The sequence below is a fragment of the Marivirga sp. genome (genome assembly GCF_051117495.1).
GTDB lineage: Bacteria > Bacteroidota > Bacteroidia > Cytophagales > Cyclobacteriaceae > Marivirga.
This window is the reverse complement of record NZ_JBNPEF010000007.1, coordinates 82,519-97,760: the sequence shown is the minus strand read 5'-3', so window position 1 is coordinate 97,760 and position 15,242 is coordinate 82,519. Positions and strand designations below refer to the sequence as shown.

10 protein-coding genes are annotated in these 15,242 nt (G+C 35.8%); 7 read left to right on the top strand and 3 right to left on the bottom strand.

Annotation, left to right across the window (positions count from 1 at the left end; all coding sequences use genetic code 11):
- Window positions 1-8 precede the first annotated feature (8 nt).
- The 3 genes from ACFE0M_RS05195 to bshB1 all read left to right on the top strand — a co-directional run bounded on the left by ACFE0M_RS05195 (window position 9) and on the right by bshB1 (window position 2,778).
- Window positions 9-872 carry a sigma-70 family RNA polymerase sigma factor gene (locus tag ACFE0M_RS05195; RefSeq protein ID WP_013452378.1) on the top strand — a complete coding sequence of 288 codons (864 nt, stop codon included), beginning with the start codon at window positions 9-11 and terminating at the stop codon, window positions 870-872.
- Window positions 873-993: 121 nt separating this feature from the next.
- A complete protein-coding gene (trxB, locus tag ACFE0M_RS05190) occupies window positions 994-1,962 on the top strand; it encodes a thioredoxin-disulfide reductase (protein WP_434544700.1) in 969 nt (322 codons plus the stop codon).
- 96 nt (window positions 1,963-2,058) lie between these two features.
- Window positions 2,059-2,778: a bacillithiol biosynthesis deacetylase BshB1 gene (bshB1, locus tag ACFE0M_RS05185; protein ID WP_434544699.1), complete on the top strand. Its 720-nt coding sequence runs from the start codon at window positions 2,059-2,061 to the stop codon at window positions 2,776-2,778.
- Between the two features lie 298 nt (window positions 2,779-3,076).
- Here the strand turns inward: bshB1 and ACFE0M_RS05180 are convergent, their stop codons facing one another.
- Complete coding sequence (locus ACFE0M_RS05180) at window positions 3,077-3,664, bottom strand: transposase (protein ID WP_434544685.1); 588 nt, start codon at window positions 3,662-3,664, stop codon at window positions 3,077-3,079.
- 397 nt (window positions 3,665-4,061) lie between these two features.
- Between ACFE0M_RS05180 and ACFE0M_RS05175 the strand changes: the two genes are divergently transcribed.
- Entirely contained in the window at window positions 4,062-4,316 is a 255-nt protein-coding gene (locus ACFE0M_RS05175; protein WP_434544684.1) for a hypothetical protein, read from the top strand.
- Window positions 4,317-4,726: 410 nt separating this feature from the next.
- Here the strand turns inward: ACFE0M_RS05175 and ACFE0M_RS05170 are convergent, their stop codons facing one another.
- Together ACFE0M_RS05170 and ACFE0M_RS05165 are read right to left on the bottom strand one after the other, a co-directional pair.
- A complete protein-coding gene (locus tag ACFE0M_RS05170) occupies window positions 4,727-6,757 on the bottom strand; it encodes a glutamine--tRNA ligase/YqeY domain fusion protein (protein ID WP_434544683.1) in 2,031 nt (676 codons plus the stop codon).
- Between the two features lie 158 nt (window positions 6,758-6,915).
- Window positions 6,916-7,575, bottom strand: a complete 660-nt coding sequence (locus ACFE0M_RS05165) for an NUDIX hydrolase (RefSeq protein WP_434544682.1) — start codon at window positions 7,573-7,575, stop codon at window positions 6,916-6,918.
- A 206-nt stretch (window positions 7,576-7,781) separates the two neighbouring features.
- Between ACFE0M_RS05165 and ACFE0M_RS05160 the strand changes: the two genes are divergently transcribed.
- The 3 genes from ACFE0M_RS05160 to ACFE0M_RS05150 all read left to right on the top strand — a co-directional run bounded on the left by ACFE0M_RS05160 (window position 7,782) and on the right by ACFE0M_RS05150 (window position 15,234).
- A complete protein-coding gene (locus ACFE0M_RS05160; RefSeq protein ID WP_434544681.1) occupies window positions 7,782-10,235 on the top strand; it encodes a glycoside hydrolase family 3 N-terminal domain-containing protein in 2,454 nt (817 codons plus the stop codon).
- Window positions 10,236-10,481: 246 nt separating this feature from the next.
- A complete protein-coding gene (locus tag ACFE0M_RS05155) occupies window positions 10,482-11,210 on the top strand; it encodes a hypothetical protein (protein ID WP_434544680.1) in 729 nt (242 codons plus the stop codon).
- Between the two features lie 193 nt (window positions 11,211-11,403).
- The gene (locus ACFE0M_RS05150) at window positions 11,404-15,234 is read left to right on the top strand and encodes an HYR domain-containing protein (protein WP_434544679.1); all 3,831 of its coding nucleotides are present in this window, start codon (window positions 11,404-11,406) and stop codon (window positions 15,232-15,234) included.
- Window positions 15,235-15,242: the final 8 nt, after the last annotated feature.

Sequence of the window (15,242 nt, the reverse complement as noted above, 5' to 3'; positions counted from 1 at the left end):
ATTAATTAATGAGACAGCTCAAGATTAGCAAGCAAATCACCAATCGGGAGAGTCAATCCCTCGATAAATACTTACAAGAAATAGGGAAAGTAGATTTGTTGACTCCGGACGAAGAAGTAGATTTAGCCGTTAGGATCAAACAAGGTGACCAACTTGCACTTGAAAAATTGACAAAAGCTAATTTGCGTTTCGTAGTGTCTGTGGCCAAACAATATCAGAATCAAGGTTTATCCTTAGGAGACTTGATTAATGAAGGAAACTTAGGTTTGATCAAAGCAGCACAAAGATTTGACGAAACACGTGGTTTTAAATTCATTTCTTATGCAGTATGGTGGATCAGACAATCCATATTGCAAGCATTGGCGGAACAATCACGTATTGTACGTCTTCCATTGAACAGAGTAGGATCTTTAAATAAGATATCTAAAACCTTCTCTACCTTGGAGCAAAAGTTTGAAAGAGAGCCATCTCCGGATGAGCTAGCAGAGGTATTAGAGGTTACTTCAAATGAGGTAGTCGATACCATGAAAATTTCTGGTCGTCACGTATCCATGGATGCGCCATTTGTACAAGGGGAAGAAAATAGCCTTTTGGACGTATTGGAAAATGACGGTGAAGAATCTCCTGACGATGAATTGATGAATGATTCATTAAGAAGAGAGGTACAAAGGGCTTTATCTACTTTAACTCAAAGAGAGGCTGACGTCATTACCCTTTACTTTGGATTAAATGGTGAGCACTCAATGACACTTGAAGAGATTGGTGAGAAATTTAACTTAACTAGAGAAAGAGTACGTCAAATTAAAGAAAAAGCTATTAGAAGGCTTAGACATACTTCCAGAAGTAAAGCCTTAAAACCTTACTTAGGATAAATTTTTCGTAACAAATGATACATAAAAAGGTCTTTTTGAAGACCTTTTTTTATTTATTTAATTAAATTCACATCTGTTTTAGCAGACGTCCGTAAATTTAAGCAAGAAACTAATGAGCGTTATGACAGAAGAAAAAGTAAACGTATTAATCGTAGGTTCTGGACCTGCAGGATATACCGCTGCTATTTATGCGGCAAGAGCTGGTTTAAAACCTGTTTTATACCAAGGAGGCCAACCTGGAGGACAATTAACCATCACAAATGATGTTGAAAATTACCCAGGTTATCCTGATGGAGTAAACGGTCCTCAAATGATGGTTGATTTCCAAAAGCAGGCTGAAAGATTTGGAACCGATGTTCGCTTTGGTATGGCTACTAAGGTGGATTTTAGTGGCTATCCACATAAAGTGATTATAGATGATAAACATGAAATTACGGCTAATGCCGTCATAATATCCACTGGTGCTTCTGCAAAGTGGTTAGGATTGGAATCAGAACAAAGACTTAATGGAATGGGTGTTTCTGCCTGTGCGGTTTGTGATGGTTTCTTCTATAAAGGACAAAATGTAGTAGTGGTAGGAGCCGGGGATACCGCGGCTGAGGAAGCTACTTATTTATCCAATATCTGTAATAAAGTGACAATGTTGGTAAGAAGGGATGAAATGAGGGCATCTAAAATTATGCAGAGAAGAGTAGAGAAGGCTAAAAATATTGAAGTCTTGTGGAATACGGAAACGGAAGAGGTTTTAGGAAAAGATGCTGTGGAAGGAGTTAGGGTAGTCAATAATGTAACGGGTGAAAAATCTGAGATTAAAGCCACTGGATTCTTTGTGGCAATTGGACATAAACCTAATACAGAAATATTTAAAGATTATCTTGATCTAAATGAGGCAGGCTATATTATTACCAAAGCAGGTAGCACTAAGACGAAAGTAGAGGGTGTTTTTGCTTCAGGTGATGCCCAAGACTTTATATACAGACAAGCAGTAACCGCAGCCGGAACAGGTTGTATGGCCGCTTTGGATGCAGAGAGATTCTTAGCCGAGAAAGAAGATGAATTGGAAGAAGAAGCAATAGCTGAGAAGGCTTAAAATATTGAAGGAGAGATCACTCTCCTTTTTTTATGAATTTATAAATGTTAAAACACTAATTGTAAGTGTAGGCTTGTTAGTGATAATAGAATTATGATAAAGTTAAATATTTTGGCTTTTGCGGCCCATCCCGATGATGTTGAATTGGCCTGTGCAGGGACACTTGTGAAACATGCTGAAATGGGAGAAAACGTGGGGGTAATCGATTTTACAGAAGGTGAAATGGGAACCAGGGGAACCCCTCAAAAAAGATTGGAAGAGGCTGCTAAAAGTGCGGATATTCTAGGACTTAAAGTCCGTGAAAACTTAGGCTTTAAAGATGCTTACTTTAAAAATGACTTAATACATCAGACTGAAATCGTGAAGAAAATAAGACAATATCAGCCCGATATTGTTTTGGCTAATGCCGTTTCAGATCGCCATCCAGATCACGGAAGAGCTTCTGAGTTAATTTCCGAATCGGTTTTTTTAGCAGGTTTGAAAAAATTTGAAACCACAGATGACAATGGAAATGCTCAAGAAGCCTACAGACCTAATAAGGTGTATCATTATATCCAAAGCCTTCCCATTAAACCTGATTTTTTAGTGGACGTAAGCAATCAATGGGAGAAAAAAATGAATGCTATCAAAGCATTTGACTCTCAATTTTATAAAGCCGGATCTGAAGAACCAGAAACCTATATATCAAGCCCTAGATTTATGAAAATGATTGAGGCTAGAGCAATGGAATTTGGCCAAATCATTGGAGTGGATTATGCTGAAGGCTTTACGGTAGAAAGATATTTAGGAGTAAAGGATTTGAATGGTCTTGTTTAATGAAGGAAGAATTTTTTTTGGACTTTCTGGTCTGACTACTGTCTGACCTAGGTGGTTCTATTCCCTTTAGCACTCCAGTAGGTCAGTACCGAAGGTCAGACCGGATAAAAGGTTTGGGTAATCATCCATTTAAACCCTCTTTTTCAAACTAAATGAAGTAGTTGTCTGAGTAAATTCAGACTGTGTTTTTCGGGTTTGTCCGGTCTGACTATCGTCTCACCTATGTAGCACTCCATTAGGTCAGTACCGAAGGTCAGACCGGCTTAAATCTACATACATCACTTTTGATTATTTAATTTCAAAAAAGCTTATCAGATAAACGCTCATGAATAATCGAATAAGATGATTCATAAAAATCATCCCCATTAATATCAAATAATTGATTTGCCAAATCAAAATTACATAAAGTACCATTCCTAATTTTCATGTAATCTTGAAAAGAAGAATATCTCCAATCTTCCATTTTTTTGACCATGCCAGCTTTCAATGGATTTTGATGAATGTAATTAAAACAAATAAAAGGATAATCATTGTGAGCATCATCCAATAATTTATATTTGGTTTTTTGTCTAAAAAGAGAGCCGGATCTTCCGTATTTATTATTAAATTCATTAGAATAACCACTATTTAATAATCTAAAGTTATTTTTAAGTACCTGACTTTCTAATAATCCTAATTGAACGGTTTCAGTTGATTTTATTGAAGAGTAAATTAAAAAATGATAATGATTAGGCATTAGACAATAGGCAAGAATATCTGAAACAGGCAATATGTGTTTTCTAATTTTTTTTAAAAAATTAAGGTAATCATATTCATCCTTAAAAATATCTTCTTTATTATTCCCTTGATTATAGACATGATATAATTGGTCTGCTATTAACTTCATTAAATCGAAAATACAAAACACTTAGATTTCAAAAAATATATTTTTAGATTTTGTCTAGTGGGATTTTAGAACTGCATCAAATATCCAAAGTTTTCACTCTTTGGACTTTCTAGTCTGACTACCGTCTGACCTAGGTGGTTCTAGTCCCTTTAGCACTCCAGTAGGTCAGTACCGAAGGTCAGACCGGATAAAAGGTTTGGGTAATCATCCATTTAAACCCTCATTTTCAAACTAAATGAAGTAGTTGTCTGAGTAAATTCAGACTGTGTTTTTCGGGTTTGTCCGGTCTGACTATCGTCTGACCTAAGTAGCACTCCAATTGGTCAGACCTGCTCTTTGATTCTATTCCGGAAAACATACCTAACTTCTTTTTTGTTATTAAATAAAATTTAAGGTCATGACTAAAGAAGAAGTAGAAAAAATCATCGAAAATATTCCTATAGGAGCCAAAATACAAGTGATTAAGAAATCAGGTAATATTATGGATGTCCGTTTATCGAGTAATGAGGTAAATGAAACAACCCAAAAGAATTACGAAAATATCACAGTTCCGAAATTACCACCTGCTTTATTGGTTCATGGTCACATTCGACAAGGAAATTACAGAGTTGATATTGAGGATATAGTCAATATTGCTTGGGTAGAGGATTAGGACGTTAATTAAAGGATGTCTATTATAGATAATTGCAAAATCGGTCAGACTTTGGTGGTTCTTTTACTTTTAGCACTCCATAAGGTCAGCACCGAAGGTCAGACCGGATATAATAGAACCATTAACTTTATAATTCACTTCTTTAATCCAATGAAAATAGTCTATCTCAGAACAATCAGGCTGTTTTTTTTAATTCAGGCTGCGATATCTTGGGCTTCCCGGTCTGACTACCGTCTGACCTAGTAAGCAGGCCAATAGGTCAGCACCGAAGGTAAGACGGGATTCCATAATTGAGGTTGGACTGTCCAGTCTGATTGTTGATTGACCTAAGGCATTTTATAAATCAGACCGGACATAATTCAAATATTTTACGCTGTAATCGCAGTAAAAACCTGAAAGAATCATTGTTGTTAAATCTTCAAAGCCTTAGCCTCTTCTACTAAAAGCTCATTATCATCCTCTATACCAGCTTGGATGAAAGCTTCTATCGCTTCATTTCTTTCCAATCCTTTACTCAATAAAACCCCCAATGCAATGGTCACCCCAATCCTGGTACCTACTTTCTTTTTGGCAGTACCAAATAATGGTTCCAGCTCATCGTAACTCACATCCTCTGCTAATTTGGCAATATTGGCTCTGGCCGATTCCAGTTTAGCTCCAGACAGATTAGTATATTTCTTACTGATTTTCTGAATTTCATTGATAGGACTTCTACCTTGACCTTGTTGTGGTTTTTGCTGTTGTGTTTGAGGCTGTTCCTTTGTTTGTGCCTTAGCCCAAGAATCTTTCAAGCCTACCGTTTTATTAAAAATTAAATGATCTTTAATGGAATCTTGATCTAAAGTAAAATAACCAACTCTTTGAAATTGAAACTTATCCTCCAAATTAGCCCCTTGTAAAAAAGGTTCTAGATAGGCTTCCTTCGTGATTTTTAAAGATTCTGGATTAATAAATTCCATAAAACTTTTATCACCATGGGCATCTGGAGCCTCATCTAAAAACAAACGGTCATATTCTCTTACTTCAGCTTTTATGGCATGTTGGATGGATACCCAATGCAAAGTTCCTTTCACTTTACGCATACTGGCTTCGGTTCCGCTACCAGAACGTGAATCCAAATCAGCAGTACAATGAATCTCTGTAATATTGCCCTGAGCATCTTTTACAACGGATTCCCCTTTTATGATATAGGCATTTTTTAACCGGACTTCTTTACCGATAGTTAACCTAAAATATTTGCTTCCTGCTTCTTCTTTAAAGTCCTCTTTTTCAATGTATAATTCTCTTGAAAATGGGACTTGATGAGAACCGGAATTTTCCATTTCCGGATTATTCTCGGCCTCAAGCATTTCTGTTTTTCCTTCCGGATAATTAGTAATGATCAGTTTCACGGGATCTATTACCGCCATTGCGCGAGTGGCTCTTTTATTCAAATCTTCCCTTATGGCATATTCCAATAAGGAAACATCCGTAACACTATCTCTTTTGGATATGCCTGATAATTCACTGAATTTACGGATTGACTCCGGGGTATAACCTCTTCTTCTCAATCCGGATATTGTAGGCATGCGGGGATCGTCCCAGCCCGCTACCGTTTTGCTTTGAACCAATTCCAATAATTTTCGCTTACTCATCACCGTATAGCTCAAATTACGTCTAGCAAATTCTCTTTGCTTAGGTCTTATTTTATTTTCATCATAAATTTGATCCAAAAACCAGTCATATAACTCTCTGTGCGATTTGAATTCTAATGTACATAAGGAATGCGTAATCTGTTCAATATAATCAGATTGACCATGTGCCCAATCGTACATCGGATAGATACACCAATCATTTCCAGTTCTATGATGTGCTTTATTGAGAATTCTGTACATTAAAGGATCACGCATCAACATATTGGGAGAAGCCATATCTATTTTAGCTCTCAATACATAAGAACCAACTGGAAATTCCCCATTTTTCATTTTTTCGAATAGCTCAAGGTTTTCTTCAATGGGCCTATCTCTGTGTGGACTAGGTTTTCCCGGGGAAGTAGGAGTCCCTTTTTGTTCTGCTATCAGTTCAGGAGATTGTCCATCTACATAAGCTTTTCCTTTTTTAATAAGTTCAACGGCCCAATCATATAGCTGCTGAAAGTAATCAGAAGTATAGCATTCTTTTGCCCATTTAAATCCAAGCCATTCAATATTGTGTTTGATTGAATCTACAAATTCCTGCTCCTCTTTGATGGGGTTAGTGTCGTCAAAGCGAAGATTTACAGGGGCTTGATGATCTTCACCTAATCCAAAGTTAAGGCAAATAGAAGCGGCATGTCCGATATGCAAATATCCATTGGGTTCAGGTGGAAATCTAAAACGCAGACTGTCTTTTGCTAAGCCCGATTTTATATCTTCTTCTATGATATGTTCTAAAAAATTGAGTGATTCCGTTGCTTCCTTCATGGTGTATTTAATTGTCCTGCAAAATTAGCTGAAAAGCATTCATTTGCAATAGGGGGTGTGGGGTATTTGTTTATTGAATTTAGGTTAAATAAAATTATTCATAAGCAAAATATATAATGACATCAATGCTTACTAATTTTAACCTTCATCACTTTATCCTAAAACAAGTTTGCATGATAACCTTCCTCCAGTACTTGATAATATTTCTTTTTATCGAATTGATAAACAATAGGTGCACGATTACTTGAGCCCATTCTTTTTTCCTTAGTATCAATCAAGATATCTAAACTTAACATCTTCCTTCTGAAATTTCTTCTATCAATTTTTTTCTGGAGTATAGTTTCATACAAAGCCTGTAATTCAGGCATAGTAAATTTCTCAGGTAATAAGTTCAAACCAATAGGTTTCTCGTACAAATCCTTTTTAAGTCTTTGGTAGGCGTCTCTAATAATTATAGAATGATCCAACATTAATTGAGGTAAATCATTTATTGATATCCACTGACATTTTTCAGAAATGAAATCAGGCTGTGGTTTATTGACTTTTGAGTATTCCACTAAAGCATAAAACCCAATAGATATAAAGCGATTTTCAAACCAATCTAATGTAGAACTTTCTAATACTCCTTTATTTATCAGATGTTTGATATGCTCAGCATTAGTTCTTTTGGGGTCGGTAAATACTTGAAATTGCTGTTGATAAATATTATCAATAGTGGTTCTGTTTTTTAAGACCTCATCTGCAGCCTCTTCTGCAGTTTGATTGAGTTCTATAAAACCACCGGGTAAGGCCCAAGTATCCATACTTTTTAATTTCATAAGTAATACTTTCAATTGATTTTCATGAAAGCCGAAGACCACACAATCTATTGATACTGAAGACAAGTATTTAGAAAAATCCATTGGAGATATTTAATTATAGAAAATTTTTCTTACTATTGTGTAATATTGACACATTAGATTAAAGATTAAATTAATAATCCAAATTTATATAAATATTTGACAGTACTAGTAAACTTCACTCTATGAAAAAAAGAAACCTACTCAACAGACTTCTATCCAACTATTTTAAGTTATCAATGGTATTCATCATTGGTGGATTAATGATCTCATGTCAACAACAAGAAGAAGAAAAGAATGAATTTGATATCTCCTCAGTAATTGAGAAAATGTCAATTGAAGAGAAAGCTCAATTAGTAGTTGGGACCGGGATGTATTTGCCTTTACCTGATTCTGTTATGGCTATGATTCCTGAGGGTTTAAGAAAAGAATTAGATACCACTACTGCTTATGGAAAGATGGTCAGCAAAATTCGTCAATACCTTCCTGGGACTGCAGGAGTTACAGCTGAATTTCCTCATCACGGCATTACGAGCCAAACTTTAGCTGATGGACCTGCAGGATTAAGAATATCTCCAAAAAGGGAAGGAAAAGAAGGAACATATTATGCTACAGCCTTTCCCATTGCTACTTTGTTGGCTTCCACTTGGGATACTCAATTGATTGAGAAGGTAGGAAATGCTATGGGTGAAGAAGTTTTAGAATATGGAGCCGATATTTTATTGGCACCCGCTCTAAACTTACAACGCGATCCTCTGAACGGAAGAAACTTTGAATATTATTCTGAAGATCCATTGGTCACAGGAAAAATGGCGGCTGCGATGGTAAATGGTATTCAATCCAATAGGGTAGGAACATCTATTAAACACTTTGCAGTTAATAATCAGGAAACCAATCGTTTATCAGTCAATACTATCTTAAGTGAAAGAGCATTAAGAGAAACCTATTTAAAAGGTTTCGAAATTACAGTAAAAGAAAGTCATCCATGGACAGTAATGTCATCTTATAATAAAATAAATGGTTTATATACCTCAGAAGATCCCGATTTATTGACTACTATTTTGAGAGATGAATGGGGATTTGAAGGCTATGTAATGACGGATTGGGGTGGGGGAAGTGATATAGTAGCCCAACTAAAAGCTGGTAATGATATGATTCAACCAGGTTCACCTGAACAGATTCAAGAAGTAATTAATGCAGTTGAAAATGGTGAGCTTGAAGAAAGTATATTGAATAAGAATGTGGAGAGAATTCTTTCTGTAATGGAGAAAACACCTAGATTTAGAGAATATGAAAACACTAATAATCCTGATTTAGAAGCCCATGCGGCCATTACGCGTCAGGTTGCCTCTGATGGTATGGTTTTATTAGAGAATAAGGATAATGCGCTTCCATTTTCATCTTCAATTAAAAAAATAGCGGCCTTTGGTGCTAATTCTTATGGTTTTATTTCCGGTGGAACGGGAAGTGGGGATGTGAATGAGGCCTATACAATATCTTTAATTGAAGGTTTGCAAAATGCTCAATATGAGGTGAATGAAGAGCTACAAATTATCTATAATGATTATATAGCGAACGCAATTAAAAACCAGCCATCACCTGAAAATTTCCTGACCGCATTATTAGGTGGAAAACAACCTATTCCTGAAATGGATTTAGATCCATCTATTGCGCAAGAAATAGCAAAAAAATCAGATATTGGACTGATTACTATTGGAAGAAATGCTGGAGAAGGAGAAGATAGAAAAGCTATAGCTGGTGATTTTTATTTGAATGAAGCGGAAAAATCTTTAATTGAAAACGTAACTGAAGCCTTTCATTCAGAAGGTAAGAAGGTAGTTGTTATATTAAATATTGCCGGAATAATTGAAACAGAAAGTTGGAAAAATATTCCAGATGCTATTTTATGTTCTTGGTTGCCAGGCCAAGAGGCTGGGAATTCAGTAGTGGACGTACTAAATGGAAAAGTAAATCCTTCTGGTAAATTAGCAGCCTCTATACCAATTAATTATGATGATGCGTCAACAGCCGAAAATTTCCCGGGTGTAAGTGTAAAAGGCGAATCTGATGATAAGAAGGATGAATCAGGTTTTTCATTTATGAAAAGAGATCCTTGGGAAGTAGTATATGAAGAAGATATTTATGTGGGCTATCGGTATTATGAGACATTTGATGTACCAGTTTCCTATGAATTTGGATATGGAAAGTCCTACACCACTTTTGAATATGATAATCTGAACTTAAGTTCAGATTTTTATAAAGATGATATGCAAGTTACTGTCCAAATAAGTAATAAAGGTGAAGTTGCTGGTAAAGAAGTGGTTCAAATTTATGTATCCGCACCATCTGACAAAATTGAAAAGCCAGCATTACAATTGGTGGCATTTGCTAAAACATCCTTATTAAAGCCTAATGAAAAGGAAACGCTCAGCTTTACCATTTCAGCTAAGGATTTAGCTGCTTTTGACGAAAAGAATTCAAATTGGTTGGCAGAAGCCGGAGAATATACTATTAAAGTAGGAGCTTCTTCAAAGGATATAAAATTAACAGATACTTTTACAATAGAAGAAGACATCACAACCGATAAAGCACATAAAGTAATGACTCCCAATAGGGAAATCAAAATATTGAGACAATAGATTGTTTAGTTTTTCATAAGGTTGGTTTTAAGGCAGTTACTCTTCAGGGTGCTGCCTTTTTTAATAAGAATTATTTCCCCCATGAATTGATATTTTTACATTATCAACTGCATAATTGGTGTTTTTGTTAAATCTTTAGGAGGTACTCAATTTGATTTTAAGTAGTTGAACAAGAAATTATTTTTTCTGCTGGTTTATACTAAAACTATAATTGGATAGTTAGTTATTAAACTTAAATCTAATGACATGAAAGTATCAGCTTTATTATTATCCATAGGAATCATATTTTTTGCATTTAAAGGAAATGCACAGTCAAAATTTTATCTTGCTACAGAATCTAATTTTATCTATGATTTATATCAAGTTACAGATGAGGGAAATGCTGTTGGGCCATCCAATATCAGGACAATAGATGTACCCGGAGCCACTTTGATTGCAGGCTATGAATTAAATTCCATATTCAGTATTGAAACAGGAATGGCTATCCGACCAGTAAAAAGTGGCTTTTCATTAATGTTTAAAGAAGGGGGAAGGAAAAGTGAAGGCGGGGGTGCTTATTATCATATACCCGTCAGAACCAGGGCTAGAATCCCATTATACAGTGATTGGTTGTTTGCTACTGCAAGTGTTGGGGTTCATTTAAGTGTTACAGATCCTACAAGACTTGATATTACTGAAGCTAAAGGAAGCAGCAATGGCGGGAGCACGGTAAATGGTGCTGAATTCTATTCATATTCTGCTGAATATACTACCTACAATAAAATGTTCATTACTGCTGCGGCAGAAACAGGCTTTGATTTTCAACTCAGCCCAAAATTTAATATTTACTCCACCTTAACTTATAATAGAGGGTTCACAGATTTAAAAAGGACAGACATTCAATATCAATATAAAAATGAACCTGTGAGGAGCGCAAGTGTGCTTCATGAAGGCAGTTATTTAAGTGTTAATATTGGCCTGCGCTTTCATTTCTAATGCCAACTGATTAAGTATTATTAATATTTTCACTTTTCTAAACCGACAAATTATTTATAATCTACATTTTAAACGGATTTAATATGAATATTCATCGATATTAATAATAGATAACGCTTTTTTATTCATTTCCTTTTACATAAATTACTTTTTATAATAATTTTAACATTATTGAGCTGTAATTTTTTTTAAGGTGTATAAAAAAATAATTATTTTAATATTTTACTTTGTTTCTTTTAGTTTTCTAAGTACTAAAGGAGAGGAAGGTACTTTATTTTCAAAAAGTGAATATTTAGAAATAAATAATAGTATTAGAAAAGAGGAAGAAAAAGGGTTCTTTTTTTTAGTTTGCCCAGCTGACATTGAAGAAACTGTAACTGATGCATGTGAAACAGCTGTAAATTGGACTGAACCAACATCAAGTGATCCAAATGTAACTGACATCACTTCTACCCATACTCCAGGGGATATATTTCCTTTAGGGGAGACTACCGTAACTTACACTGGAAAAAATATTGATGGAGATATAATAGAACAATGCTCATTTGTTGTTACCGTAAAATTAGACGTTACTTCTAATTACGTATTTGCCGATGATAAGTGTGATACAGGAGATATCACTAGGATATTAACCGAATCATGTAATAGAGCGGTAACCTGGATTGAACCAGGAGTGCCTTGTGACGAAATTCAATTAATTAGGTCACATGATCCCGGTGATGAATTCTTAATTGGAACAACCACTGTGGAATACATTGCTTTTTATGACGGAAAAATATTAGATCAATGCAGTTTTGACATCACATTAGTAGATAATTTTGATCCTGTTTTCGATACTTGTCCAAGTAATATCACATTAGATGCTAACGAAAATTGTCAGGCTGTTGCTACTTGGACTGAACCGGAGGCAAGTGATAATTGCGGTTTTGTTCCTGAATTAACAAGCGATTTTGCTAATGGAAGCACTTTCCCAATTGGCACAACAACCGTAACTTATACTGCCACTGATGAGGGTGGAAATACAGCTCAATGCTCATTTGATGTAACTGTAGTTGATAATACGGGGCCGGAATTTCTAAATATTCCAGCAGAAGTAAAGGCGTCTGCTGATGAAAGTTGTGGAGCAATTGCTTCATGGGATGAAATTCAAGTAGAAGATAATTGCTCTGCTAATAATGATATCATTATTAATAGTGATGCTGCTTCAGGTGATCGATTTAATTTGGGGCAAACACTAGTGACTTATACTGCAACAGACCTAGCTGGAAATGAGACATTAGCCAGTTTTTTGGTAATTGTAGAAGATAATACTATACCAAGCACAGAAAATTGTCCGACCAATATCACGGTTTTTGCCAATGCTAATTGTGAATCTTCCGCTACTTGGGACATTCCCACTTTTACGGATAATTGTGATAGTAATCCGCAAGTGACTTCATCACATAATCCAGGGGACACTTTTCCATTTGGTGAGACAGAAGTAACTTATACTGCCACGGATGATGCTGGAAACGAAGCCATCTGTAGCTTTACGGTGTCAGTTCAGGACAACACACCCCCGGTTTTTTCTTCCATTCCGGATGATTTGATTGTATCTACTCAAGAAGATGCTTGTGAGGTGGTAGTAAATTGGGGAGAAATTCTAGCCGAAGATAATTGCGATAATAGTTTAGATATTGTGACAAATTTTAATTCTGGAGATGTTTTTCCTTTAGGGGAAACTACCGTGGAAATTACCGCAACAGATGATGCCGGAAATGAAACTTCTGCATCTTTCCTTATTACGGTGGAAGATCAAATCCCACCTCAAGCATTGGCTAATCCAACTGATATAACTATTTCATCATCAAGTGATTGTGACACTCTTGTTAATTGGGAAATCCCAACATTTTCGGACAATTGTGATGCTGATTTAGAAATTACTTCTACACATAATTCTGGCGATTTATTCCAATTAGGAACTACCACAGTTACTTATACTGCCACTGATAATGCAGGAAACGAAACGCTAAGTAGCTTTGATGTAATAGTAGTAGATGAAACTGCACCAGATTTTATCAGTTGTGTGCCCAATATTGAATTAACGGCTAATAATCAATGCCAGGCAACTGCCACATGGTCATTGCCGGCAATTTCAGATAATTGCAATGGTGAGATTAGCCTTGAAAGTGACTTCCAATCAGGGGATATTTTCCCATTGGGAAGTACAACCGTAACTTACACCGCCACAGATGAAACAGGTAACAGTAGTAATTGCAGTTTTGAAGTAATTGTTAGTGACCAAACTCCTCCTAACATTATCACTCAACTCAATGATTTAGTGGTAGCTGCTGACGAAGATGCATGTCAAACAGCCGTGAGTTGGAATACTATTACAGCTGAAGATAACTGTAGTGAAGAGGTTCAGATTACCAGTAGTTTTAATTCGGGAGATATTTTTCAAATAGGAGAATCTACTGTGGAAGTAACTGCAAGGGACAATTCAGGCAATGAAACAACAACTTCATTTAAAGTAACTGTTGAAGATAATACTGCTCCTACAGTAGTTAGTTGTCCAAATGATATAACCGTTTCAGCTAAGGGGAATTGTGAATCATTAGCAAACTGGGAAATTCCGGAGTTTACAGATAATTGTGATATTGATTTAAGTATTACTTCTAGCCATAATCCTAGAGAAATATTTCCTTTGGGTACTACGCTGGTGACCTACACCGCCACAGATGATGCAGGAAATGAAAAAAGCTGTAGTTTTAATGTAATAGTAGAAGATGATAAAATGCCGGATTTCACCACTTGTGTATCAGATATTAAACTAACAGCCAATGATCAATGTTCGGCAATTGCAGAGTGGACAACTCCTGAGGTGGTTGATAATTGTGATGCTAATATCACTTTAGAAAGTGATTTCCAATCCGGTGATAGTTTTTCTTTTGGCACTACTACCGTTACCTATTCTGCAACTGATGATGCAGGAAATACCAATACATGTAGCTTTAATGTCATTGTGGAAGACAAAAGTGCACCGGTACTTATTTCATGTCCCGATAAGCAAATAATCAACGCTAATGAGAATTGTATTGGAATTGCAGATTGGGAAGAGCCTGTTTTCGAGGATTGTTCCAATTTAACAATCAGCAGTAATTATCAAATTGGTGAAGAGCTTCCACTTGGAATAACTAATATTGAATATACTGCCACTGATGAAAATGGTGAAATTACGCTTTGTACTTTTGAAGTGGAAGTAATTGATCAAAGTGCACCGATCATATCGTTTTGTCCTGAAGACATAAGTGTTATTGCACCGGAAGATTGTGAGGCTATAGTTGAATGGGAAATACCCACTGCTACGGATAATTGCACAGAAGTAAGTATCAGTTCAAACTTTGAACCTGGTACAGTTTTTCCAATAGGTATCACAAATGTTGAATATGAATTCACGGATGAAAATGGAAATCGCAGTTTTTGTAGTTTTGAAGTAAATGTGCTAGATGATTTTGAGATAATTATTGACAATTGTCCTGAAGACATTATACTGAATGCAGAAAATAGCAGTGGAACTGCCAGTATAAATTGGGAGGAGCCAACAGCAACTTCAGCATGCTCTCAACTTAATGTTAGTTCAAGCCATAATCCTGGTGATACATTTGAAGTGGGTAGCACAATGGTAAGCTATACATTCAGTAAGGAAAACGGACAAAGTGAAATTTGCACATTTGAAGTAACCATCGAACCATTGGTATTGGATGTCCAAATCAGTAAACTAGTAAGTCCGAATGGGGATGGAAACAACGATTCATGGCTCATAGAAGGTATTGAACAATTTCCCGATAATCAAGTGATTATAGTGGACAGATGGGGTGCTGAAATTTTCCGTGCTAATGGCTATAATAATAGTGAAGTTATATGGAGAGGTGAAAATAAAAATGGTGAAATAGTGCCTAGAGGTACTTATTACTACTTTATCTCCGTCAGAAATGAGCAGGATGCGATCGAAAGAAAAGGCTTCTTGGAAATACTGAGATAAAGCATAAA

What these genes read in the sequence shown, in the direction of transcription:
- ACFE0M_RS05170 (WP_434544683.1), bottom strand. Translation starts at nt 6,757, where the DNA reads ATGAAGGAAGCAACGGAATCACTCAATTTTTTAGAACATATCATAGAA.
- ACFE0M_RS05155 (WP_434544680.1), top strand. Translation starts at nt 10,482, where the DNA reads ATGAAAGTATCAGCTTTATTATTATCCATAGGAATCATATTTTTTGCA.
- ACFE0M_RS05180 (WP_434544685.1), bottom strand. Translation starts at nt 3,664, where the DNA reads ATGAAGTTAATAGCAGACCAATTATATCATGTCTATAATCAAGGGAAT.
- trxB (WP_434544700.1), top strand. Translation starts at nt 994, where the DNA reads ATGACAGAAGAAAAAGTAAACGTATTAATCGTAGGTTCTGGACCTGCA.
- ACFE0M_RS05195 (WP_013452378.1), top strand. Translation starts at nt 9, where the DNA reads ATGAGACAGCTCAAGATTAGCAAGCAAATCACCAATCGGGAGAGTCAA.
- ACFE0M_RS05175 (WP_434544684.1), top strand. Translation starts at nt 4,062, where the DNA reads ATGACTAAAGAAGAAGTAGAAAAAATCATCGAAAATATTCCTATAGGA.
- ACFE0M_RS05160 (WP_434544681.1), top strand. Translation starts at nt 7,782, where the DNA reads ATGAAAAAAAGAAACCTACTCAACAGACTTCTATCCAACTATTTTAAG.
- ACFE0M_RS05165 (WP_434544682.1), bottom strand. Translation starts at nt 7,575, where the DNA reads ATGAAATTAAAAAGTATGGATACTTGGGCCTTACCCGGTGGTTTTATA.